Source organism: Aeromonas sobria (assembly GCF_000820145.1).
GTDB classification, from domain to species: Bacteria; Pseudomonadota; Gammaproteobacteria; order Enterobacterales; family Aeromonadaceae; genus Aeromonas; species Aeromonas sobria.
The window spans coordinates 1-22187 of the sequence record NZ_CDBW01000021.1 but is presented as its reverse complement, the minus strand read 5'-3'; the positions used below and the strand labels follow the sequence as shown (position 1 = coordinate 22187).

Annotated in this window: 19 protein-coding genes, 2 tRNA genes and 1 pseudogene; 13 read left to right on the top strand and 9 right to left on the bottom strand. The window is 51.8% G+C overall.

Features of this window, described 5'->3' with window-relative positions; all coding sequences use genetic code 11:
- The first annotated feature begins 39 nt into the window (after window positions 1-39).
- The 5 genes from pefC (at window position 40) to BN1135_RS21570 (ending at window position 6967) form a co-directional block, all read left to right on the top strand.
- Window positions 40-2454 carry a PefC/AfrB family outer membrane usher protein gene (gene pefC / locus BN1135_RS10855; protein WP_302846870.1) on the top strand — a complete coding sequence of 805 codons (2415 nt, stop codon included), beginning with the start codon at window positions 40-42 and terminating at the stop codon, window positions 2452-2454.
- A complete protein-coding gene (locus tag BN1135_RS10850) occupies window positions 2438-3130 on the top strand; it encodes a fimbrial chaperone (RefSeq protein ID WP_175479092.1) in 693 nt (230 codons plus the stop codon). The genes pefC and BN1135_RS10850 overlap by 17 nt, the downstream gene beginning before the upstream one ends.
- Window positions 3117-3626 (top strand): hypothetical protein, encoded by a 510-nt coding sequence (locus tag BN1135_RS22115; RefSeq protein ID WP_139245101.1) that lies wholly within the window; start codon window positions 3117-3119, stop codon window positions 3624-3626. The genes BN1135_RS10850 and BN1135_RS22115 overlap by 14 nt, the downstream gene beginning before the upstream one ends.
- Window positions 3627-3889: 263 nt before the next feature.
- The gene (locus BN1135_RS22110; protein WP_139245103.1) at window positions 3890-4798 is read left to right on the top strand and encodes a hypothetical protein; all 909 of its coding nucleotides are present in this window, start codon (window positions 3890-3892) and stop codon (window positions 4796-4798) included.
- A 1272-nt stretch (window positions 4799-6070) separates the two neighbouring features.
- Window positions 6071-6967, top strand: a complete 897-nt coding sequence (locus tag BN1135_RS21570) for a helix-turn-helix domain-containing protein (RefSeq protein WP_139245105.1) — start codon at window positions 6071-6073, stop codon at window positions 6965-6967.
- A 67-nt stretch (window positions 6968-7034) separates the two neighbouring features.
- On the opposite strand, the gene BN1135_RS10840 is transcribed toward BN1135_RS21570, so the two are convergent.
- The gene (locus tag BN1135_RS10840; protein ID WP_042020995.1) at window positions 7035-7682 is read right to left on the bottom strand and encodes an EAL domain-containing protein; all 648 of its coding nucleotides are present in this window, start codon (window positions 7680-7682) and stop codon (window positions 7035-7037) included.
- Window positions 7683-7959: 277 nt separating this feature from the next.
- Here BN1135_RS10840 and BN1135_RS22105 point away from each other — a divergent pair, with 277 nt between their 5' ends.
- A complete protein-coding gene (locus tag BN1135_RS22105; RefSeq protein WP_139245107.1) occupies window positions 7960-8619 on the top strand; it encodes a hypothetical protein in 660 nt (219 codons plus the stop codon).
- 335 nt (window positions 8620-8954) lie between these two features.
- Here BN1135_RS22105 and BN1135_RS10830 read toward each other — a convergent pair whose 3' ends face one another.
- Window positions 8955-9164, bottom strand: coding sequence for a DNA cytosine methyltransferase (locus BN1135_RS10830; RefSeq protein ID WP_042020993.1), 210 nt, complete (start codon window positions 9162-9164; stop codon window positions 8955-8957).
- Between the two features lie 104 nt (window positions 9165-9268).
- Here BN1135_RS10830 and BN1135_RS22100 point away from each other — a divergent pair, with 104 nt between their 5' ends.
- Window positions 9269-9712 carry a hypothetical protein gene (locus BN1135_RS22100; protein ID WP_139245109.1) on the top strand — a complete coding sequence of 148 codons (444 nt, stop codon included), beginning with the start codon at window positions 9269-9271 and terminating at the stop codon, window positions 9710-9712.
- 151 nt (window positions 9713-9863) lie between these two features.
- On the opposite strand, the gene BN1135_RS10825 is transcribed toward BN1135_RS22100, so the two are convergent.
- Both BN1135_RS10825 and BN1135_RS10820 read right to left on the bottom strand, forming a co-directional pair.
- Entirely contained in the window at window positions 9864-11072 is a 1209-nt protein-coding gene (locus BN1135_RS10825; protein ID WP_042020992.1) for a tyrosine-type recombinase/integrase, read from the bottom strand.
- A gap of 1148 nt (window positions 11073-12220) precedes the next feature.
- Window positions 12221-12308, bottom strand: a tRNA-Ser gene (locus BN1135_RS10820).
- Between the two features lie 197 nt (window positions 12309-12505).
- Between BN1135_RS10820 and BN1135_RS10815 the strand changes: the two genes are divergently transcribed.
- Together BN1135_RS10815 and BN1135_RS10810 are read left to right on the top strand one after the other, a co-directional pair.
- Window positions 12506-13255, top strand: a complete 750-nt coding sequence (locus BN1135_RS10815) for a DsbA family protein (RefSeq protein ID WP_042020991.1) — start codon at window positions 12506-12508, stop codon at window positions 13253-13255.
- Between the two features lie 298 nt (window positions 13256-13553).
- A complete protein-coding gene (locus BN1135_RS10810; protein ID WP_042020989.1) occupies window positions 13554-14456 on the top strand; it encodes a sulfite exporter TauE/SafE family protein in 903 nt (300 codons plus the stop codon).
- Here the strand turns inward: BN1135_RS10810 and BN1135_RS10805 are convergent.
- Window positions 14371-15186, bottom strand: coding sequence for a hypothetical protein (locus tag BN1135_RS10805; RefSeq protein WP_042020988.1), 816 nt, complete (start codon window positions 15184-15186; stop codon window positions 14371-14373). The genes BN1135_RS10810 and BN1135_RS10805 overlap by 86 nt on opposite strands.
- A 215-nt stretch (window positions 15187-15401) precedes the next feature.
- Window positions 15402-16688, bottom strand: a complete 1287-nt coding sequence (hemL, locus tag BN1135_RS10800; RefSeq protein ID WP_042020987.1) for a glutamate-1-semialdehyde 2,1-aminomutase — start codon at window positions 16686-16688, stop codon at window positions 15402-15404.
- A 243-nt stretch (window positions 16689-16931) separates the two neighbouring features.
- Here hemL and clcA point away from each other — a divergent pair, with 243 nt between their 5' ends.
- The 3 genes from clcA to erpA all read left to right on the top strand — a co-directional run bounded on the left by clcA (window position 16932) and on the right by erpA (window position 19545).
- The gene (gene clcA, locus BN1135_RS10795) at window positions 16932-18320 is read left to right on the top strand and encodes a H(+)/Cl(-) exchange transporter ClcA (protein ID WP_042020986.1); all 1389 of its coding nucleotides are present in this window, start codon (window positions 16932-16934) and stop codon (window positions 18318-18320) included.
- Window positions 18321-18411: 91 nt separating this feature from the next.
- Window positions 18412-19107 carry a DUF6776 family protein gene (locus BN1135_RS10790; protein WP_042020984.1) on the top strand — a complete coding sequence of 232 codons (696 nt, stop codon included), beginning with the start codon at window positions 18412-18414 and terminating at the stop codon, window positions 19105-19107.
- 87 nt (window positions 19108-19194) lie between these two features.
- A complete protein-coding gene (erpA, locus tag BN1135_RS10785) occupies window positions 19195-19545 on the top strand; it encodes an iron-sulfur cluster insertion protein ErpA (protein ID WP_042020983.1) in 351 nt (116 codons plus the stop codon).
- Between the two features lie 138 nt (window positions 19546-19683).
- On the opposite strand, the gene nhaC is transcribed toward erpA, so the two are convergent.
- The gene (gene nhaC, locus BN1135_RS10780; protein WP_042020982.1) at window positions 19684-21093 is read right to left on the bottom strand and encodes a Na+/H+ antiporter NhaC; all 1410 of its coding nucleotides are present in this window, start codon (window positions 21091-21093) and stop codon (window positions 19684-19686) included.
- A 295-nt stretch (window positions 21094-21388) separates the two neighbouring features.
- Between nhaC and BN1135_RS22420 the strand changes: the two are divergent.
- Window positions 21389-21594: pseudogene (locus tag BN1135_RS22420) on the top strand (hypothetical protein).
- Here the strand turns inward: BN1135_RS22420 and BN1135_RS10775 are convergent.
- The gene (locus tag BN1135_RS10775) at window positions 21589-21861 is read right to left on the bottom strand and encodes a late competence development ComFB family protein (RefSeq protein WP_042020981.1); all 273 of its coding nucleotides are present in this window, start codon (window positions 21859-21861) and stop codon (window positions 21589-21591) included. The pseudogene BN1135_RS22420 and the gene BN1135_RS10775 sit on opposite strands and share 6 nt — an antisense overlap.
- 109 nt (window positions 21862-21970) lie before the next feature.
- A tRNA-Leu gene (locus BN1135_RS10770) sits at window positions 21971-22056 on the bottom strand.
- Between the last annotated feature and the right edge of the window lie 131 nt (window positions 22057-22187).

Sequence of the window (22187 nt, the reverse complement as noted above, 5' to 3'; positions counted from 1 at the left end):
TTAATGTGGCACCCTGAATAATTGGAGGGAGGGATGTCGGTGAACACAGCACGCCCCGCCGTATTTTTAGCGTTATCGGTCAGCGTTTTTTTTGCCAATAGTGGACGCGCTGCTGACGAGTTTGAATTAAATACCGATTTTCTGCAGGGGGTATCTGGAGTTCCCGCCGTACTTGCTCCAGGTATAAAATACCCGGCAGGTCAGTACTATGTTGATGTTCGACTCAATGGAACAACAAATGCTCGAGCATCGCTGACAATAAGTAAAGAGGATGAGTTGGCGGGCAATATATGTCTGAGTCCTGAGTGGTTATTGAGAGCGGGAGTCCTGTTCAAGACCGAGTTTTATGCGGATACCTTTGATGCTATCCGTGAGTGTTACTACTTAGAAAAAAACAAGCACACGCAGATTGATTTTGATTTTGGTGCACAGGCTGTAGATTTTATAATTCCACAGGCGTACTTGTTAGATAAGTCTGATGCCGCACTATGGGATTATGGTGTTAATGGTTTTAGACTCGCATATAGCGGTAACTTTAGTAAAAGTAGTGATGACTCCCTAAATGTTTTTGGTAACTTTGATACCAACCTTAACTTGGGGCGCTGGGTGCTTTCCAGCAATATGAATGCCACCAAGAATGCATATGGTAATGAGTTTAGTACAAATGACTTAACGCTCTCTACCGCCATCGGTCAGGTGCGGGGTGATTTTCAACTGGGGCGCTCACAAACGCGCACGGAGTTGTTTTCAGATTTTGGCTTTTATGGTGCAGCGTTACGCTCCAATAGCAGTATGCGTCCATGGTCTGCAACTGGCTATGCACCACTTATTTCAGGTGTTGCCCCCTCGACTTCTCGTATTACTGTTTCTCAGGGTGGGTACACAATTTACTCCAAGGTTGTGCCTGCAGGCCCCTATCAGCTGGATGATATTTCCCCCGTTGGTAACGGTGACTTACTTGTTACCGTTGAAGATGACAGCGGAGCCAAGACAACAACAGTATATCCGGTAGCGACACTGCCGACGCTGTTGCGTCCTGGTGAGTACAATTACAACTTTGCTATCGGCCAGAAAAGCGTAAGCAATGAGCTAGGCGATGCCTTCTCATCCAGTCAGGGTATGTTCCTGTTAGGGAGCTTTGATTATGGCTTGGCTACAACCACCATTAACATGGCGGGGATTTTACATGACAAGTACCAGGCTGGCGGTGTTGGCGTGACCCAGCCCCTTGGCCAGTGGGGGGCGTTCTCATCCAACGTCAACCTATCCAAGGCTGAGTTTGACGACAATACATCTGAGCAGGGCGTCAGCTTTGCATTCAAGTACGCCAAGAGCTTTAGCGAACGAACCAATTTGCAATTGCTAACCTATCGCTATCAAAGTGCAGGCTATAGAGAGTTTGCCACCTTTGACCCGGATAAGCGTAATCATGTCAACTCAGAGAAGGTCCGCTACGAGGCGCTCCTCTCACACCGCCTCGATGGCAACGTTCATATAGGGACATCTTTTTGGCAACAATCCTATTGGGATCGTGATAAGGCGGCTATCGGTGCAAATCTGTCCGCAAGCACAACCGTCTTTGATGATGTTTCTCTTTATCTCAATGGTAGTTACTCTCGCGATGCCTATTCTAATCGTGATGACTATTCAGCCTCATTGGGGGTGAGCATTCCGTTCAATATCGGCGGACTCAGACATTATAACAGTAATAGTGTTGGCTATAGCCGAAGCGGCGGCACAACCTTTAACTCGGGGGTCTCTGCCACGGTGAATGAGCGCTTGAACTACAGTGTCAATGCGAACACCAATTCACAGGGTTCCAAGGGGGCCGGTGCATCTGTTGGCTATGCATTTGATACAGTTCAAACTAACTTGGCTGTGTCCCAAAACAGAGACAGGACTACGCTCTCGGGCAGTTTGTCAGGTTCTGCAGTGGTGACAGAAGAGAGTGGTTTGCTGTTAACAAAACAAGCATCTGACACTATCGCAATTGTTAAGATTAAAGACATGCCTGGTGTGACGTTCAATGGTTCTCTGCCAACCAATAAGGATGGCAAGACTGCTGTGTATTTATCAAGCTACAATCCGACTAGCATCAATATAAACACCGAAAATGTACCGGATGAAGCTGAACTGCTCAATAGCTCGTATAGCGTGGTGCCTACTGAAAAAGCTATTATTTATCGTGAGTTCGGATTCGAGAATATACAGCGATACATATTACGAGTTCGCGATCTCAAAGGTAACATCATCAAGGGTGGTAGCGCTGAGACAGCAGACGGCATGAATGCTGGATTTATTTCAGGCAATGGCATTCTGCTGATGAACCTGCAAGCAAAGCCCAAGCATGTTATCATTACCCAGAGTAATGGGAATAGTTGTCGCGTGAACATTTCAATTCTTAATGAAAATACAAGTTCAGTCCAAGAGGTTCGTTGTGAAAAAAATAGTTAAGAAGGCTGTTGTTGCCTCTCTCATCATGAGTATTAGCAATCATTCAATGGCGGCTTTCGTCTTGAATGGGACTAGATTTATCTACGAAGGGGACAAGAAGAACCTCTCCTTCGAGGTAACAAATAACGCAGACCAAACATATGGTGGACAAGTCTGGGTAGATAATACAACTCAGAGCAAGGACGATGTATTCATCGTCCCTTCGCCTCCATTTTTTAAGATTAAGCCCAAGCAGAAACAAATTGTTCGTTTACTGAACGTTAATCCGGCGCTTCCACAAGACCAAGAGTCCCTGTTCTGGCTGAATGTCCAGGAAGTACCCCCCAAGCCAACTGATACGGAGGGAAGTGTATTGGCAATTGCGATGAACACTCAGGTCAAGTTGATTTATCGACCGAAGGCGCTGAAGGATGGCCGTAAAGATGCAGAGAAAAAAATCCAGGTGATAAACAAGAGCGGAAATTTCTATATGAAAAATCCAACTCCCTATTATTTTGCTGTTGTCGGACTGAAGCAGAATGGGAAAGAAGTCGCCATGACGGCTGAGCAGAGTGCAGCACTCGCATTATTAGCACCATTTTCTGAGTCATCGTTGGGAACTAAGTCGCTGAGTGGTGGTGTTACCATTGATGCGATCAATGACTGGGGCGGGATCCAAAGCTATGACATCAAGTAAGCGCGTCATCCAACATATCTCATTCTGGCTCGGTATATTGCTTATCGGCAATGCTTCAATGACGCGTGCAGCAGAGGTAACGGCAGATGTAGAGATTAGCGTAACCTTTGTCGCGGCATCTTGTGATCTCAGTGCTCCAGACACAGTGGTACTGGATACAATGGTTAATGGCTCTCAGATGCACAAGTCATTTGATATTCAAGTGACCTGCAATACGCAGAGTAAAACGTCTATTGTTGCGCAGGCTGTTAGCGGCAGTCTGGAAGATACCCAGACGGTGTTCATGACGGGGTTAGGAAGTTCAGGGTCTGGGGCTCGATTCTCACTTATGGAAAGTGGTCAAAAAATCACTCTCAATGGTGACGCTGGTAATGTGTTTTGTAACGGGGTTAATAGCCGTACTTGCACACTAACGCCAATTACAGAGGTAAAGCCAGACACACCTAGAGGAATTGCCTCTACTATAGTTAGATTCAATATACGGTATACCGCATAAGCTTGGTTGCGTTGGTATAGCCAAGAGAGACTTGTGATAGTGAAACGTCACTCTGTCAGTTCTGTATTACGTATGACGTAATCGCAAAAAGAATACGTGCAACAAATGCTATGCTCAACTGGTATATAGTAATTCACTAGGTGAAGGTAAAATGATAGATGTTTTCATTTTATACGTAGGGTGTTGATTTGAACAATAGAGCCGCATCGGCATAACGGGTTATGTCGCGCTGCCGATAGAAATATATTTACTCGGAGAAACAGATGCTTGATTATAACTTGAGCTGGGATGTGGCGACTGTACGATCTGAAATTATTTCATATGGAAATGGTCAGGATGGCAGTCCTGTGCCTGGTGTCATAACCATATATAATAATGACCAAGAAATAGAAGCTCCCTTCGTCGGCGAAGCCGTGTCGGTGGTTCCCAATGGCGTTATCGACTCGTATTGTAGCATGACGAACGAATCCAGTATCCCGCTAATTTCACGTGTGACGCTTCCTACATTTGTGGCACACAATGTAGGTAGCAAATGGGTAACTCGGAATCTGGTCGATAGAAATGTTCTGCCCGGCGCGACCATGACCATTCCGTGGTTTGGTGGTGAACGCCCGCATGGTGGAGAAGGCTCCGGGGAGCTTATGGTTCGGATGAACGCTCCGTCTCTGCACATTCCAGCGAGTGTCATTACGTCTCCTACGCCTGTACGAGCAAGGGTCCGGTGTGAAGGGAAAATCATTAACGAGCAATCGATAACAACGCTACATTATCAGGTCAGTGGTACGGCTAGCGCAATAGTTTTGCCGCGAACAAATGTATCTCTTGATATGCCATCATCTATTACTTTTAACACTATCTCAGCTGGAGGTCACGGAGTCAGTGAGTTACCACTAACAATACGTTCTGACGGCTCATTCAGTGGGAATTTGAGATACATCGCAGACACACCTAACATAACCGATGCAAAAATTGGTGATGGTCATCTACGACTTGCCTATAGTACTGGGCACAGCGCTACCGGATATGCTGATTTATCTGGGAATACAAGTATTCCCATCTCCGGCATCAGTGGCGAAAAGAAGCTAGAACATCGCGTGCATATTGAGGTGCCTGCTAATGCCACACTTGGCACGTACTTGACAAAATTGCGGGTGATTCTCAGATTTTTTTAATCTGTCCGGCTTTGAATGGGGGCGGATGGAGCTCTCCCTCGCAGGGGCCGCATGGATTTTCTGCAAATAACGACCGAGGGGGTAATAGGTATTTCCCCTCGGTTATTGGATAACCACTGTGAGCATTATGAAGACCAAGAGGCCTTGCCATATCTGCAACGTTACCGCCATGCTCAAAAAACAATACGAAGAGCCCACTAATGACAGCTTTTGTGACCTATGACTACATCCCGTCGGCAGCATCATACAACACTAACGTGGGAACGAGCACGAATCCTGATAAAGAGATATTACGCCTAATGGCCCACAAGGATCGGATAGAGGTGGTTGCTGACCGCCCTATATTTAGTTGGAGCAGCACCATCCAGTGTGGCTATCAGAATAATAGTCAAAAAAATGCTTGGAACGCGGCAGTCCCCACCGCCTCAATTTACAGCGACGGCCAAACCATCGTCACACAGACCAACCGTACCGACATAGGTGTCCGTCCCGGCGACGAGCTCAACTACAGCAACGCGTCGACTGCTCACCAGACCGGTCGCCCGGCGGTCGTCATGTGGAGTCCTCGCTTTAAGTTCAACTCGGCCCTTCCTAGTGATCGTTTAAGTATGACACAGAGATGTAGGATTTATCTTGCCTATACTGAAACCGATGGAGGCCCCCAATACGGGCATCACATTACAGTCCTAGCGCCAGCAGAACCCAACAACCTCTCTTCCCTTACGACAGTCCTTCTGTCCTCGCCCACGGCGGTGCGTGTTCCCGACGTGGCCCCCGGAGGCACCGCAACCGCTGACTACACTTATCAGCTCCGTGCCGATGGTCCCTTTCGCGCCACGGTGTCGTACACCATATCTACGCCGGATGGGCGTGACGGGAAGATCGGTGATGGTACGCTCCGCCTGCGGTTTGTCTCTGGCCATCCAGAGAGTGGCTTCGCCGACCTGTCTGGTGGAACGGCATACGTGCTCATAGGGGCGGCGGGCACGCATCCTATAAATACCCGTCTTGAAATCCATGCCCCGACTAATGCGCGTCTAGGAAGTTACCGAACAAACCTACGTGTTAACGTTGCATATCAGTGACTGGTAAGGGCGTTGAGCGTGGGAGTGAAAATGACCACCGCGACGCCCATCTTTATAACGAATGCGACCAAGTGTATAGTGTATAGGCTTCAGGACCTACAGTTTGCATGATAATGGGTTGTGCTTGGGTAGAAAAAATAACCTTTAGTTATTATCTATCTTTCGAAAATCAATCGGACCACGACAAGTGACAAAGCAAAAACGATTAACTATCAAGGATTGCCACGACAGTATCCTAACCTGGATTGAAACCAATATAGATGAACAGCCGCGCCTTGAGGACTTAGCTGCCAGAATAGGATATAGCAAGCGGATGATACAGCTTTATTTCAAAGAAATTTATGGTATGAGTATCGGTGAATATATCAGTAACCGTCGGCTCTACCGAGCCTGTGGCCTACTTCGGTTGACCGAGTTAACGGTCAGTGAAATTGCATTGATGCTCAAGTATGATAATCACCATAACTTTTGTCGTGCTTTTAAAAAGAAGCTACATTGTACTCCACTTACGTTCCGTCGACTTCCGCAAGAGCTCTTGCCCGCAGTAAGATTGCCTAAGACGAACCATCGAGATGAGTTTGCCCATCACTTGGTCACGTTCACCAACAAGGCACTATATGGAGTAGAGTTTCAGTACCAAGATCAGTTTACTAAGCCAGGCTTACTTGGCGGACCAATAAGATTGCAGCGACTAAGAAGCTGGTTTACAGACAGCCAAGCTCCCTTCACTATTGCCTCTGACATCGTACGTAAGAATATGAATCTAGACGCGCGAAATGAGCTTATTACGGTTAATGCAATTGCAGGCCTTAGTGTGCATGTTGATAGTATATTTACCCCGCCAAAAGATTCAATATTCTACCCTCTTGATGGATTATATCTATGCTGCCCATTCTATGGTTCTCTGCAAGATTATGCAGAGCATAATAAAGACATTTATAGACATTTGTTGCCGCAGTTTAAATACACTAGAAGGGAGGCCCGTGATGTAGAAATTTTTCATTTCACTCATCATGTTTTTGACGCTTCTCCAAGAATTCTCTGTGAGCATTACATCCCGATCATGAGGGAAGTGGGAAACTGAATAGTTAAGTCGTCATTCCATGCGCAGGGTTCTTAGTATTTTTCATTCGCTGGTTTATGTAAGCATATTAGCCGACTGCAGGCCAAAGGTAGCCTTGTCCATATCGCATGCCCAATGCCAATGCTACATCTTTTTCTTGGGATGTCTCAACACCTTCACAAATTACATTTGCAGCTGTGAAATGACTTTCAAGTGTAATGTTTTTTTTGCTGTCTCTAGCTAGAGACCAGAAAAAATGTCGATCTAACTTAACGCCACTCCAAATTTCATATGTCGCGAGAAGTACCCCATCGGCATAGTCATCAAACCATACCGGAATACCATGCGCACCAATAATGCTCTTTATTGCTAACCGCTGAGTACAAGTCAGCGGATATTGAGGCTCCAACTCCAAACTAATGGGGTAGTGGCGATAGTAGGGTATAAATAATGCCAGGAAGTCATCTTCCACTAATAACTCTTGGTTTATGTTCAAAAATAATCTTCGACCTTGATAAATTTCAGGGTGTTGCTCAACCCACTTTTGATATTTCTGCAGTTGCTTCGAAAGCAAATCAAAGTGCTCATTTATCGAGAGTGTCTTGAAAAAAGTCTCAGGATTGACATTGCCGAGCTCACTCCTGCACAGTCCCTCATAGCCAATTACTTCATTGTTTAACATGTCAACGATTGGTTCGAAAACCAAAAAAAAGCGCTCACCTCTGATATCATGCATGTTCTAAAAAGCCTAGTATTTATTGGTCCGATTTTGCATGCGTGAAATGTTAGCATGTGCATAGGAGATGAGTGTGTCATAGAGTGAAATTCACAATGTAAATGTATGTTATATATTTCCCCTGTTTTACAGCAGTCCAACTTAGGCATGAGATTGTCTTATCTACCCTTTACATTTCAATATATGACACGGCGACGATGCCAAAGTCTTGCTAGAATATGCCCTATTCTAGGGCGTTGCTATTAAATGGCGAGTCAAGGTCGTGTTGAGGTGTCATGTGATTAAACGGTTACTTCAAGTTTTGTGTTTTGCATTTTTTGCAAGTAACTCTGCAGCATCAAATCAGCCTTTTGATAAATGGGTTAATGTTCAGGTAAGCAACTCTAGTACACATGATGGTGAATTTGAAATTGAATGGGTGAGCGGATTTTCCAATGAAAAAATACTTAAAAAAAGTATTGTTGTATCAGGTGGAGAGTATTTATTTGAAGTTCCAGAACGGTCAAGAAACATTAGGCTGCGAGGGTATTTTATTGACGGGGAGAGGCTGTCAGAGCGAGTTAAAGTGTTTGAAACCAATTTGACTTTAAATTCATCTCTAAATCTTTTTGGCGAACGCCATTATTATTCCGCTGATATTTTGGGGCGAAAGCCAAATGTTAATTGGAGACGGGTTGAGCCAAAAATGGGTGTGGATGGCTTAGACCCATATTCTATAGACCCACAGCGCTGCACCAAAGTAAAATCTGCCTTTGATAAAGGCTATCTATTTAGCAGTGAGAGCGGTTTCAGGTTGATGCTTATCAACCTGTGTAGGTTCGATGTTGAATTCTTGTTTGAAGATGATAAGAAATATTCGGTCAAGGCAGAAAGTACACTGTCGATATATAGACCAGAGTATAAGTATTTCACTGTTGTGAGGAAAGGTGCTACATAACAGGAATATGTTGTTTTTTATTATGGGTTTATTGCAGTATTTTTTAATAAATATCGTTATCCGCTTGACGATGCGTTTTTACGTGAATAGCTCAGAGTGATTGCGTATAATAAAATGAGACCTGTCTACGTATGCTATATAATTGTGCTTGTGTTTGAAGTGTTTCTTGCTGGTTGTTATTTTCGATGGGTGAGCGTCTGAGAGTAATGCTAGTTTGTTTATTTGACGACACTATTCCCTTGTTTATTGTGTGGGCTTGATGCCTAAGACCCGCATGAGCATCTAAAGGTTTATATTTTATTGGAGGTTTATAATGCGTGACAAAGATGTACTGGCTACTTACTCACACGCAGACCTGCAGTTAAAAAAAGCGGTTGATAGTTGGCATCCAACTCGCCCACGTTGGTGGTTATCTCTCTATGGTGGGTGTCAGTATGAGCCACATTCTGGCAATGTACACTTGGTAGAGCAATTTTTACAATTGCGTAGTGATGCATCTCAACGAGTAAAGCGAGTAAGTGTCCAGAATGGATCATCCCTTCCATGTCATGTTCTCCATTTATCCAGGGAGTGATGATTAATTAACGCAATCTGTCTATGGATATCTGTGTAAGCAATGCGAATAGAATCATGGGGTCTAGATATTAACATGAGAATGCTTTTATGTTCGCAATCAGGTGTTGCTCTTGTAGCTTTGTTATTTTTTTCATCACTACTTTCAGCAGAGCCTGCTTTGTACCTAAGTTATCATGATGAGTCGGGTGTCAATGATGCATCTTTTGTTGGTGGTATGCTGGAAAATAAAGGTGTTGAAAATGTTTATCAAGGCTACATTGTTATTACTCCGCTAACCAAGAATTGTTACCCTGTATCTCCACAGCTTTGGCGTTTTAGTGGTATTGAGATTGGGAGAAAGCAAAGATTCAAGATCCCAATTAGAGGTAATCTTAGTAACTACAAGTTAGATGTGGTACATGCGGTTGACTCGTTTGGGAATAGGATTAAAGTTATAGATACAGTGTCTTCAACAATTAGCGTTACTGAAGATGACTATCTGGAAAAGTGCAAGAAGGCAAGGATATATCATCGCTGAGTGGATGATGTTGGAGATGGAATATTTAGAGCATATGTAGATTATAGTGCCGATTCATTTCAGCCATAGTGAAGTTATAATGTTCACTGTTGATTCTATGATAATCATTAATTAATGTTCATGATGAGAGTGGCCCCAAGGGCCACACACTTTATTTACCATTTGTACCATGTTCAACCCATTCGGCCCATGCATACATCATGAGACGTCGCTGTTCCAGCAAGTCGGTGCGGTGATAAGCCGCCTCAACCTTGTTTTGGATAAGGTGTGCCAGGGCCCGTTCAGCCAAGTCTCGGGGGTAACCGTGTTCGCTACACCAGTCCCGAAATGTGGAGCGAAAACCATGAGCGGTGGCCAGCCGTCCAGGCGTCGTGCTCGGGGCTTCAATCCTTCTTAGCAAAGTGGTCAGCGCCATATCTGTCAGCGGCACCTGTTTACGTGGGGAGGGAAAGACCCATTCCCCATGTAATCCCTGCACTTTCTCCAATACAGCCATAGCTTGAAGAGATAACGGAATGCGATGTGTGACTTGCGTCTTCATCCTATCAGCCGGAATGGTCCAGATTCCGGCGTCTAGGTCGAGCTCATCCCATCGCATTTTCCTCGCCTCGCCAGAGCGGCAGGCCGTTAGGATCACAAACGAGAGCAGAGCCCTACTGACATCAAAGCGCTCTGCATTCGCCAAGTGCTGTTGGTTGAACGCTGGCAGTATCCGCCAATCCATTGCTGGTTGGTGCTGAGTGCGGATTGCTTTACTGGGCTGTAGTGGCAGGAGCTTGTCCACGACATCGACAGGGTTTGCTTGGCAAAAGCCATGAGCCCAAGCCCAGGCCATCACTGCATGAAGTCTCTGTTTCACGCGGGTAGCAGTTTCCGGGATTTCCAGCCAGATAGGCTGTAGTACACCGGCGATATGTGCCGGGGTGATGGCGTTGATCGGCTGTCGACCGATGATCGGGAAGGCATATTGCTCCAGGGTCGAGATCCATTGCTTCCCATGCTTGGGGTTACGCCAGCCGGGTAACAACTGTTCGTGCACCTGACGAGCCGCAATTTCCACTGTGGGTATCGCAGGCTTACTGGCTTCTTCTTTCTTTACTTCCAAGGGGTCCAGCCCCTTGGCCAGTTGCTCACGCATCAGGCGAGCCTGGTTGCCCGCATCGGCAATCGAGATTTCAGGATAGATACCGAGCCCAGCGTTACGGCGCTTGCCGGTAACAGGGCTGACATAGCGAAATACCCATTTCCCACGACCTTTTGTGGTGGAGGGATGCAGTGTGAGGCCGGTAATGCCGCCATGTGGGATAGGTTTGTCGTCTGGTTTGATGCTACGCGCTTTTGCATCAGAGAGGAGTGCCATAACAGATCCTTGATAAAAGCATAGTGTGCCACGCAGTATGCCAGTTTACGTTGGCTATGGTTAAGTGTGATTGGACAGGGATGAACTGGGTTTTAATGTAAGCTCATGATTTTGATTAGTATAATGAGCTTGCTTGGCGTGTGTCGGACTTGTTTATAGCGGTCGTCCGCTCCGCCACTAATTTTAAAGGCCTTCCCGATTGGGAAGGCCTTTTTGCTATGGGCGGATTTTGCCCATTGAAGCCCATGTTTGCACACCAGAGTGAACACCAAAGCCCAGCCTCTCGACCGGGCGTTGTCATTTTTAGTATGTAAAATAGCCTAAATCTGGCTTTTTCCTGCCGGAAGAGTGCCCAACAGCCTGCAATTCCCTCCTTTTTGTATCTATACCGCGGCATTATCTGCTCGATTCACAACCATTTGAACGGGGCTTGGGTCGGCTGCACAAACCAAGAGACCTTCCCGTTGGGAAGACCTCAGGCTGATGACACCCCTCCCGGCGCCGATCCCGGGGTTTGATCTAATTACTGCATGGTCAACCAATGGAGTGCACCATGCTCAGAGAACCCGTATCCCATCCTGGATATTTGTCCTTTACCGCCACGTCGGCGTGCCTAGCTGGATAATCCATGTAGCTCCTTGAGCGATTCGATAAGAGGGAGGGTTCCAGCCACCTCAATGATGCCTTTTGTCCATGTGGCTTGATGTGCTTCAATCTCGCTCAGAAAGTGGCTATATCAGTGGAGGGTCGTGTTTTTGCTGATCCCGTAATGTTGGAGCCTGGCTGAGGTGCGCACCTTCAATGAGGGCTTCCCTGCATTGTGTCTTAGGCTGTCAGGTTATAAGAGTGGTGCTGGTGAGCTGACACTCTTTGCAGCTGTTGCGAGCCAGCCTCAAGGGGCTAGCAGCATCAGCCCGACAATGGGGATTACTACAAGATACATGCTCAGGGAGGTCATTAAATAAGAAATGGGGTGCCGCCCAAGACACAGCTTCGGATCACTACTGAATTCAGATAAGTGATGGGTACGATCGAATTCAGTGGCGCACCCTGCCTGGCGCTGACCAATGAGGTGGAGGATGAGTGATTCAGCCAAAAATAGCAGATACAAAAAAGCCCAACCGAATTAATCAGTTGGGCTATATAGATGGCGGAGGAGGTGGGATTTGAACCCACGGATGGTCACCCATCGCCGGTTTTCAAGACCGGTGCATTCAGCCGCTCTGCCACCCCTCCGCAGCAGTGCGGCGAATATTACCATGCTGATCCGGCTTGTAAATCCCCACTTGGTTTGATTGCTGGTAAATTGCACGAAATGACATAAAAAAGTGGCAAAGCGGGTACCGCCAGCGCTTTTTAGGCCAGATAACTTGACTTGAAAACAGACTCAACCACTATAGTGGCCTCTATCATATCCTCTGCAAGATAACGTTATGACTATTAAAAATGCCCTGTTTTGCGCGCTGGCAGGCGTGACCCTGCTGGCGGCACCGGTACATGCAAGCGAGTTGACCAAAAGCGATGTCGAGCAAATCGTTCGTGACTATCTGGTCAAGAATCCCGAGATCCTGGTCGAGATGTCCAATGCCCTGCGCGCCAAGCAGGAGAGCCAGCAGGCCGAAAGCGACAAGGCGCTGATCAAGGCTCACTCCAAGCAGCTTTATGCCAACAATGATCCCGAGATGGGGAATCCGAAGGCGTCGCTTACGGTGGTGGAGTTTTTTGATTACAACTGCGGTTACTGCAAGCGGGCTCATCCGCTGGTCAAGCAGCTGATGGCGGAAGATAAAGACATCCGGTACATCTACAAGCAGTTCCCCATTTTGAGCGAGTCCTCCTACCTTGCGGCTCGCGCTGCCTTGGCGGTACAGCTGGGCCAGCCTGACAAGTATCAGGCGTTCCACGAGAAGCTCTATACCCATCAGGGCCCGCTCGCGGATGATGCCCAGGTCAAGCAATTGGCACTGGCGGCCGGTGTTGACTGGAGCAAGGTGGAGGCCAAGATCAAGGATGGCAGCATTGACCAGAACCTCGGCACCAACCGTGCGTTGGCTGAAGCGCTCGGTATTTCAGGTACCCCCGCCTTCATCATAGGTGATCAGATCCTGCGCGGTGCGCCCCGTGATCTGGCCAGCCTGAAGGGGTTTATCAAGGACGTGCGTGCTGGCAAGAGCATTCAATAAGCGCTTGCCATGGCAAGGGGTCTACGCGCCCCAAGCCAGATACAGAAAGAGGGTCGGTATCGCTACCGGCCCTCTTTTTTATTATGTCCTTTGGCACAGGTGGTCGTCGCGAAAGGACCATAACAACGTGCTCAGGACTCGGCCTATTGGCCTCAGTAACAAGTATTAGCAGAGTCGTTCGACTTCTATCTGGAAAGATTTCAACACCTTCTGACGGGTCGTGGAGCTTGCTTAATTACAGCCAAGACTTTTTCTGTGCCCTGCCTTAGAATCGCCGCCCGGTGCAGGAGAAACCCATATGTTAGTTGATATTTTGCGGATTATTTTTATAGCCGGTGGCCTGGCATTTGTCTTTATGCTGGTGCAAGCCTGCTGGCAGAAGAAGTGCAACGGCACGCTCGAGGCCACGCCTTTCTGGCCGGTGGCGTTGATCGGCGGGGTTGCCAACTTCCTCGATACCCTTGGGGTGGGCAGCTTTGCGGTAAAGACCGCCTGCTACAAGCAGTTCAAGCTGATCGATGATCGGGTGCTGCCGGGTACCCTCAATGGCCAATGCGTGTTGCCGACCGTGACCCAGTCGCTGATCTTCGTCGGTGCAGTGGCGGTGGAGCCGCTGACGCTGATCAGCATGATGATTGCCGCCGCAGCTGGCGCTGCTTGGGGCGCCCGCCATGTGGCCTCATTTGATCGGCAGACCATCCGGCTGGTGATGGCCACTTCCCTGCTGGTTGTCGCCGGGTTGATCTTTGCCGGTTTGCTGGGGCTTTTCCCTGTAGGCGGGGATGCGATGGGGCTCAGTGGCTACAAGTTGGTGATCGCCCTGATCGGCAATTTCATATTCGGGGTGCTGATGAATGTCGGTATCGGCCTGTTTGCCCCCTGCATGACGCTGGTCTATCTACTGGGGATGAATCCGCTGGCGGCGTTTCCCATCATGATGGGCTCCACCGCCGTGCTCAGCGTCTTCTCCGCAGGCACCTTTATCCGCAAAGGGGCGTTCGATGCCAAAGCCGTGCTGGCGGTGGCCATCTTCGGCCCTATCGGTGTGGTGCTAGCCGCCATGCTGGTCAAATCCATGGATATGGAGATGCTGAAGTGGTTGGTCGCCTTTATCGTCATCTATACCTCCTGGACCATGTACGCCTCCTGGCGGGCGGCGCGTCGCTCCTCTGTGCAACTGGCGGTGGAGAGCGCAGGCTAGCCTGTACCAGTGCCGCCTCGGCCTTGGCCCCCAGATAGACATAGAGGCCCAGCGCCAGTAGCAAACCCACCGCACACCCCATTACCCCGACCGCAGGCCAGAGCAGCTCGCTCTGGCCGAGCGACCCTTTGAACAGCAGCAACAATCCCTCGATGGAGACCGCGATCAGAATGGCGGCAATAAAGCGGGTGATGGTGCGGCGAATGGCGCTGTGGCGGAAGATATCCTTATGCAGCAGCACCTCCTCTTCCATAATGGTCTTGCCCAGATCGAACACCGCCAGCGCCAATGTCAGGAAGATGATGGCGCTAAAGGCGCCGAGCTGGTTCTGCTGCTCACCGCACAACAACTGGTAGAGCTGCTCCAGCCCGTGCCAGATCAGGGTGGCGACGATAAGAAACAGCGCCATGCTGAGCACCACATAGACGGCCTTGAACCAGGGCATGGCGCGGCGGCGCTCCCTGTCCCCCATCAACCAGCCAATCAGCTGATTCAGACAGACGGTGATCTCCCGTCCTTGCCCCTGCACGATAAGATGCAGCCGGTTATGGGCCGCCGGTACCGCAGGCTGGATGCACACCGGCCCCTGATAGCGGTCAATGCTGACAACAAAGGGATACCTCTTGAGCGAGGCAAGGGGGGCGCTGAGCAGCCCCAGCAGTAGCGGGGTCAGCTCCTCCTGATACTCCTGATAGCGCCGCAGCAGATCGATGGGGCTCATCTCTGCCATATGGACCTCGGTGACGTGGGCTCTTGTAGCGGATGTGCAAATAGTGGGCCTGCTTTATGACAGGGATGGCGGGGCAATTTGCACCAGAGGATGACAAAACGACGGATGATGAGGCGGGAATGCACCAGAAATGGGCGTGCAGCCCTGTGTGATGATGAATGCACTGCAATAGAAAAGGGCCCGTGACGGGCCCTTTTGCGACAACCGGCGGCGATTTAGCCAGCCAGCTTGGCGAAGCTGCGCTCGGCGGCGGCCAGAGTGTGCTTAATCTCCTTATCGCCGTGAGCCATTGACAGGAAGCCCGCCTCGTAGGCGCTCGGCGCCAGATAGACGCCCTCTTCCAGCATGAGATGGTAGAAGCGCTTGAAGCGTTCCATATCGCAGCGAGTGACCTGCTCGTAGCGGGTGATTTCGGGCTCGTCAGTGAAGAAGAAGCCGAACATGCCACCCACATAGTTGATGGCGAGCGGGATACCGTGTTTGGCCGCAGCCGCTTTCAGTCCTTCGGCAACCCGCGCAGTCTTGGCACTCAGCTGCTCATAGAGGCCCGGCTCCAGCAGCAGATCCAGCATGGTCAGACCGGCCGCCATGGCCACTGGGTTGCCGGAGAGGGTGCCTGCCTGATAGACCGGGCCGGTCGGGGCAATGTATTGCATTACCTTCTTCTTGCCGCCGAAGGCACCTACCGGCATGCCGGCACCGATGATCTTGCCGAGGGTGGTAAGGTCGGGCTCGATGTTGTAGTGGCCCTGAGCACCGCGCAGGGAGACGCGGAAGCCGGTCATCACCTCGTCTAGGATCAGCAGGGCGCCGAACTCGTCACAGATGGTGCGCAGCCCTTCCAGGAAGCCGGGCACCGGCGGGATGCAGTTCATGTTGCCAGCAACTGGCTCGACGATGATGCAGGCGATCTCGCTGCCGTACTGGGTGAAGGCTTCGCGCACTGACTCCAGATCGTTGAAGACGCAGGTCAGGGTGTGTTTGGCGAAATCGGCCGGTACGCCCGGGCTGTTGGGCTGACCCAGGGTCAGGGCGCCGGAACCTGCTTTGACCAGCAGGGAGTCGGCGTGGCCGTGGTAGCAGCCCTCGAATTTGACGATCTTGTCGCGACCGGTATAGCCGCGGGCCAGACGGATGGCGCTCATGGTCGCTTCGGTGCCGGAGTTGACCATCCGCACCTGCTCCATGGAGGGGACGATCTGGCGGACTTTCTCTGCCATCAGCACTTCGATCTCGGTCGGCGCACCGTAGCTCAGCCCCTTCTCAACGGCCTTGATGACGGCAGCCTTGATGGCCGGGTGGTTGTGACCCAGCAGCATGGGGCCCCAGGAGCCGATGTAATCCACGTAGGCCTGACCATCCACATCATAGAGATAGGCGCCATCGGCGTGATCGATGAAGCGGGGCGTGCCGCCGACTCCATTGAAGGCGCGGACCGGTGAGTTGACGCCACCCGGAATGGTCTGGCGGGCCTGTTCAAACAGCTGATCTGATTTTGACATGGATCATCCTTAATGGGATTTTGGGCGTCACACAAGGGATTGCAGCCGATTGAGACTCGGCAGGCAGGGGCATCAGGAGTATGCTTTGCGCTCTCGCCACCCGGACTCTCGGTCTGCTCCCGTGACAAAAATTTAACGGGCCGACTATAGCAGAAAGCCCCAGCCCTGGGCAGCCGAGCACGCGCCGGGTGATCCTGATCTCAGCTAGCTGACGATGTGGTTTTTCCAAGTTGGTGTAACAAGATGGCGCAACAAGCTCTCTCCTCTGAACCCGATACCTCTTCGCGGGGGTCACTTTCCCGCATTATCCGGCAAGACAAGATGCCCTTGCTGGTTCTACTGCTGGCTGCGCTGGTCGGCACCTTGGCCGGACTGGTGTGCGGCCTGTTCGAATCGGGTGTCCACTGGCTGGCAGAGCAACGCATTGCCTTGCTGGCAGACCGTCCCTGGTGGCAGCTCGGTCTGCTTGGCTTTGGCTTCAGCGCCTTGCTGGGATTTGTCGGTTACTTCCTCACTCATACCTTTGCCCCGGAAGCGGGGGGCTCCGGCATTCCCGAGATCGAGGGGGCGATGGACGATCTGCGCCCGGTGCGGTGGTGGCGAGTGTTGCCGGTCAAGTTCTTCGGCGGCATCTGTACCCTGAGCTCCGGTATGGTGCTGGGGCGGGAGGGGCCTTCGGTACAGATCGGCGGCAACCTCGGCAAGATGGTGGCGGATATCTTCCGGCTGCCCAAGGAACATGGCCATGCCCTGTTGGCCGCCGGTGCGGCGGGCGGTCTGGCGGCAGCCTTCAATGCGCCGCTGGCGGGCATCCTGTTCGTGATGGAGGAGATGCGGCCGCAGTTTCGCTACTCCTTTCTGGCCATCAAGGCGGTGGGGATCTCCGCCATCATGGCGACCTTGATGCTGCAGAACATGAAAGGGCAGGGGGCGGTGATCACCTTGCCCCACTACGATGCGCCCGCCCTCAAGGCGCTCTGGCTGTTCCTCTTTATGGGGGCCACCTTCGGGGTGCTCGGTTTTGTCTTCAACAAGCTGGTGCTGGCCTGTCAGGATGGCTATCTGGCGTTGCATCAGAACAAGCGCCACCGTTTCGTGGCCATCGGCATGCTGGTCGCCGGAACGTTTGGTGTGCTGTCGCTGTTCGCCCCCTCGGTGACGGGCGGCGGCACCGAGCTTATTCCCCATCTGATGGGGGATGAGTATGCGATGGCGACCCTGTTCCTGATCTTCTCGGTGCGGCTGGTCGCGACCCTTATCTGCTTCTGCTCCGGTGCCCCGGGCGGGGTGTTTGCGCCGACCCTCGCACTAGGCACCCTGTTTGGCGTGGTGTTCGGCCATCTGTTTCATGCGGCGTTCCCCGAGCTGGGCATCGAGCCCGGCGCCTTTGCCATTGCAGGGATGGGGGCGCTGTTTGCTGCCACCGTACGTGCCCCCATCACCGGCATCGTGCTGGTCACCGAGATGACCGACAACTATCAGCTGATCCTGCCGATGATGATCACCACGGTCGGGGCGACCCTGGTTGCCCAGTGGCTGGGTGGCCGACCCATCTATTCCCAGATCCTGGAGCGAACTTTACGGCTCGCCGCGCGTCAAAAGCGGGGTGAGGGCAGCGCCACGGCCAGTTAATTTTTCCCTTTATCGCCTTTGACGCCAGTCCGGGCGGTATAGTGAAGGGAGCGGCGCTGCCGTAAATGGCGTGATAACGGGATGAGGGGCTATGTCCAATCTATTGAAGTTATTGGTCGTGTTAGCCGTTGGCGGGCTCATCGGTTACTTTGCCGGTAACCGCCAGGAGCTGGCCCAGAGCAGTCTGTTGGTGGTGCAGCAGGAGACGCTGGAACGCCAGGGCAAGGCCATCGGCCAGCTCAAGACCGAGTTGGGGGTGAAAGATACCCAGCTGGCGACCCAGCGGGCAGCCTTCGAACAGTTGCAGACCACCCTGAAGAGTCAGGAGGCGCAGGTGCAGGAGCTCAAGCGCCAGCTGGCCTTTTTCGAGCGGATCATGCGCCCCACCGGTGAACAGGTGGGGGTGGTTATCGACAACCTGACTCTGCAGGAGACCAGCATTCCCGGTCGTTACCACTACCGTCTCGCCCTGACCCAGCCTGCCAAGAAGCGGGAGCTGTTTCGTGGGCAGGTGCAGATCCGGGTCGAGGGGAGTCTGGCCGATAAGCCGAAGACGCTGACCGGGCGGGATCTCGGGATGAAGGTGAGCGAGTGGCGCTATGCCCTGCGTTATTTCCAGCTGCTGGAAGGGAATTGGCAGTTGCCGGAAGGCTTTGTGCCGGATCGGATCAGTGTCACCATCAACAAGGACGGCAGGCAACCGGCACAAGAGCTGCTGGTTGAGTGGGGGGAGGTGATCAAGCCGCTGGTCGCCGCACCGCCTGCTCCGGTTCCCGCTGCCGGTTAAACGTGGTGAATACTTGAACTGAATGGTCGGGTATTAGATAATTTCGCGGTTTCCATGTTTGTGGATCTAATGGTTGTGAGGTCAGTAATGAGTGCAGTAGCAGAAGCCCCGTTGCCCATCCAGATGACGGATGCGGCGGCCAACAAGGTGAAGACCCTGGTCACCGAAGAAGAGAATCCCGAGCTGAAGCTGCGGGTATACATCACGGGTGGGGGCTGCTCCGGTTTCCAGTATGGCTTTACCTTTGATGAGAAGATCAACGACGGGGATACCGTGGTCGAGAAGAACGGCGTCACCATGGTGATCGATCCCATGAGCCTGCAATATCTGGTAGGCGGCAGTGTGGATTACATCGAGGGTCTGGAAGGTTCACGCTTCACCGTGACCAACCCCAACGCCACCACGACCTGTGGCTGTGGCTCCAGCTTCTCCATCTGATTGGCGTTATCAGTCTGATGAAACGGCTCTCGGCGACGAGGGCTGTTTTTGTTTGTGGGCTCTGCGATGAGGGTCAAACAGCATCCCCCTGAAACAACAAAGGCGCCTTGATGGCGCCTTTGTTGTTTGCAGGATGACTTAGCGGGAGCTTGCGGCCGCGACCAGCGGGATCCGGTTTACCCCTTTGCCCATATAGGCGAGGGACACGGTCACTATGATGCAGGTGAAGCTGAGCCACATGTAGGGCAGGTAGTCGAGGGTCGCCACCCCCAGCACCCCGGCCATGAAGATGCCGTTGTCGCTCCAGGGCACCATGCCACAGGTGAGGGTGCCACCGAACTCGGCGTTGCGAGAGAGGTTCTTGCGCGCCAGTCCCAGTCGATCGTAGTTCTTGGCCATGATCTTGGGGGTCAGGATCAGCGACACATACATGGCTGAGCCAAACACGTTGGCCAGAAACGCGGTGCCTATGGTGTGGCTGGTCAGGCTGCCTACGCTGTTAATGCGCTTCTCGAAGGCGCTGGCGATCACTTCCAGAATGCCGACCTTCTCCAGCAGGCCGCCGAAACCCAGCCCGAAGATGATGACCGCGACCGAGCCCAGCATGGACTCCATGCCGCCGCGACCGAGAATGTTGTCGATAAAGTCGATGCCGGAGGTGATGGCAAACGGGCTATAAGCCGAGTGCATTGCCTTGACCGGATCCATGCCCTGGAAGGCGATGGCCCAGATCAGGCCCAGCAGGGCGCCGAAGCTGATCACCGGGAAGGCGGGCTTGCGGTTGGCCAGCAGGCCCAGCACCAGTACCACCGGCACTATGGCCAGCGGGGTGATGTTGAACTGACTGTCGAGGGCCTCCATCACCAGATTGACCTGCTCCAGGCTGACATTGCCTGAGTACTGCATGCCCACCACGGTGAACAGCACGGCGGTGATGATATAGGAGAGCAGGCTAATCGGCAGCATCCCTTTGATGTGCTCCACCACGTCGACGTTGGACATGGTCGAGGCCAGCACCACGGAGTCGGAGAGCGGAGAGAGCTTGTCACCGAAGTAGACGCCGGAGAGCACGGCACCGGCTACCAGCGGCGCAGGCACGCCGAGGCTGTGGCCGATCCCCATCATGGCGATACCGGCGGTGGCGGCAGAGCCCCAGGAGGTGCCGGTGGCCAGCGAGGTCAGGGAGCAGATGATCAGGGTCGCCAGCAGGAAGATGGACGGGTGGATCACCTTGAGGCCGAAGTAGATGATGCTGGGCACTATGCCGCCAGCAATCCAGGTGCCGACCAGGGCACCGACAGAGACTAGGATCAGGATGGCCCCCATCCCCTTGGCGACGCCGTCAACGGCAGCCTGCTCCAGGGATTTGTAATCGTGGCCGAGTTTGATGCCGAGCCCCATGATGACAAACCAGGCGATGAACAGCGCCAGCTGGATCGGCAGATCGAGCACGCTGGTGAACGAGAATGCCAAGGCCAGGAAAATGGCCAGACAGGCAAACACCTGTGCCATGCCCGGTAGTCGGATGTGGTTTTGTTGGTTTTGCATAGATACTTCCTAAACTCTTGCTCGCCAAGGTCAGTCCCTCTCGTCCTGTGGATACATGTATCCCGAGGGGCCAACCCAAAAAGAGGCCGCAATCTACCACAAACCTGATGGGTTAAAGCCCCATCAAATTGGTAAAAATACACATTTGATTGAAAAAATCACAAATTAGTTGATCTCATAACCCGTTTTTGAGCGCCCTGTTGACAGGGGGGGCCACATACGACACTGGCTTACCACGCGACTTGCGTCCCGAATAGATGATGATTTTTATCAATGGTTGGTGGGGGAGAAAACAATGCGCTGGCTATTGCGGGGGATGATGTTGCTGGTGGGGCGTACTTGCATGGGGTCAGGATAAAGAGTTCGACTCCTGGAGTGCCGCTTGTCTGCTGGCGGCATGGGTGATGCTGGAGCCGCGGATTGCGGCCTGCCTTGATCTTGCTGCCAGTGGCCGGGTTGACCGGTATCGTCACTCTGCTCTGGCAGCAGCCCAGGTTATGAGGTCTTGACGGGAGCCTGCTTGATCTTCTGCTGTGCCAGCTTGAGCGATTCGACGACCAGTTTCTCCATTTCGGTGCGTTTGGCATCGGTCAGGAAGTAGATCATGTCGACATCGTGGCGAATATAGTGGGAAGGGAGCTGATTGAGGGTCAGGCAGCAGAGGTCGGCCATCTGATCGCTGGTGAGAGTCTGTTGCAGGTTTTGTTTTTCAATTTCCTTGAGTACCAGATGTTCGTAAAAGTTGTGAATATCGGTATCCAGTATCATATGCATTCCTTGGTATGACGTTCGGTGGGAGTTGTCAAAAGCATAGTCATAACAAGGAGTAAAAACAAAAGGCCCGTCACTTTCGTGAAGGGCCTTTTGCAAAAATGAATGGTGCGAAGAGAGGGACTCGAACCCTCACATCCGTGGGACACTAACACCTGAAGCTAGCGCGTCTACCAATTCCGCCACCTTCGCACACTGATTTTCTCCATCTGATTTTTAAATGCGGTTGGAACGCATTGCTCTGTTTTTACATGTCAGAATCATGGTGCGAAGAGAGGGACTCGAACCCTCACACCCGGGGGGCACTAACACCTGAAGCTAGC

Excerpts from the sequence above, each read along its gene's own strand:
- BN1135_RS22115 (WP_139245101.1), top strand. The coding sequence starts at position 3,117 with ATGACATCAAGTAAGCGCGTCATCCAACATATCTCATTCTGGCTCGGT.
- BN1135_RS22110 (WP_139245103.1), top strand. The coding sequence starts at position 3,890 with ATGCTTGATTATAACTTGAGCTGGGATGTGGCGACTGTACGATCTGAA.
- BN1135_RS10840 (WP_042020995.1), bottom strand. The coding sequence starts at position 7,682 with ATGCATGATATCAGAGGTGAGCGCTTTTTTTTGGTTTTCGAACCAATC.
- BN1135_RS10830 (WP_042020993.1), bottom strand. The coding sequence starts at position 9,164 with ATGGAAGGGATGATCCATTCTGGACACTTACTCGCTTTACTCGTTGAG.
- BN1135_RS22100 (WP_139245109.1), top strand. The coding sequence starts at position 9,269 with ATGAGAATGCTTTTATGTTCGCAATCAGGTGTTGCTCTTGTAGCTTTG.
- BN1135_RS10825 (WP_042020992.1), bottom strand. The coding sequence starts at position 11,072 with ATGGCACTCCTCTCTGATGCAAAAGCGCGTAGCATCAAACCAGACGAC.
- BN1135_RS10815 (WP_042020991.1), top strand. The coding sequence starts at position 12,506 with ATGACTATTAAAAATGCCCTGTTTTGCGCGCTGGCAGGCGTGACCCTG.
- BN1135_RS10810 (WP_042020989.1), top strand. The coding sequence starts at position 13,554 with ATGTTAGTTGATATTTTGCGGATTATTTTTATAGCCGGTGGCCTGGCA.
- BN1135_RS10805 (WP_042020988.1), bottom strand. The coding sequence starts at position 15,186 with ATGGCAGAGATGAGCCCCATCGATCTGCTGCGGCGCTATCAGGAGTAT.
- hemL (WP_042020987.1), bottom strand. The coding sequence starts at position 16,688 with ATGTCAAAATCAGATCAGCTGTTTGAACAGGCCCGCCAGACCATTCCG.
- clcA (WP_042020986.1), top strand. The coding sequence starts at position 16,932 with ATGGCGCAACAAGCTCTCTCCTCTGAACCCGATACCTCTTCGCGGGGG.
- BN1135_RS10790 (WP_042020984.1), top strand. The coding sequence starts at position 18,412 with ATGTCCAATCTATTGAAGTTATTGGTCGTGTTAGCCGTTGGCGGGCTC.
- erpA (WP_042020983.1), top strand. The coding sequence starts at position 19,195 with ATGAGTGCAGTAGCAGAAGCCCCGTTGCCCATCCAGATGACGGATGCG.
- nhaC (WP_042020982.1), bottom strand. The coding sequence starts at position 21,093 with ATGCAAAACCAACAAAACCACATCCGACTACCGGGCATGGCACAGGTG.
- BN1135_RS10775 (WP_042020981.1), bottom strand. The coding sequence starts at position 21,861 with ATGATACTGGATACCGATATTCACAACTTTTACGAACATCTGGTACTC.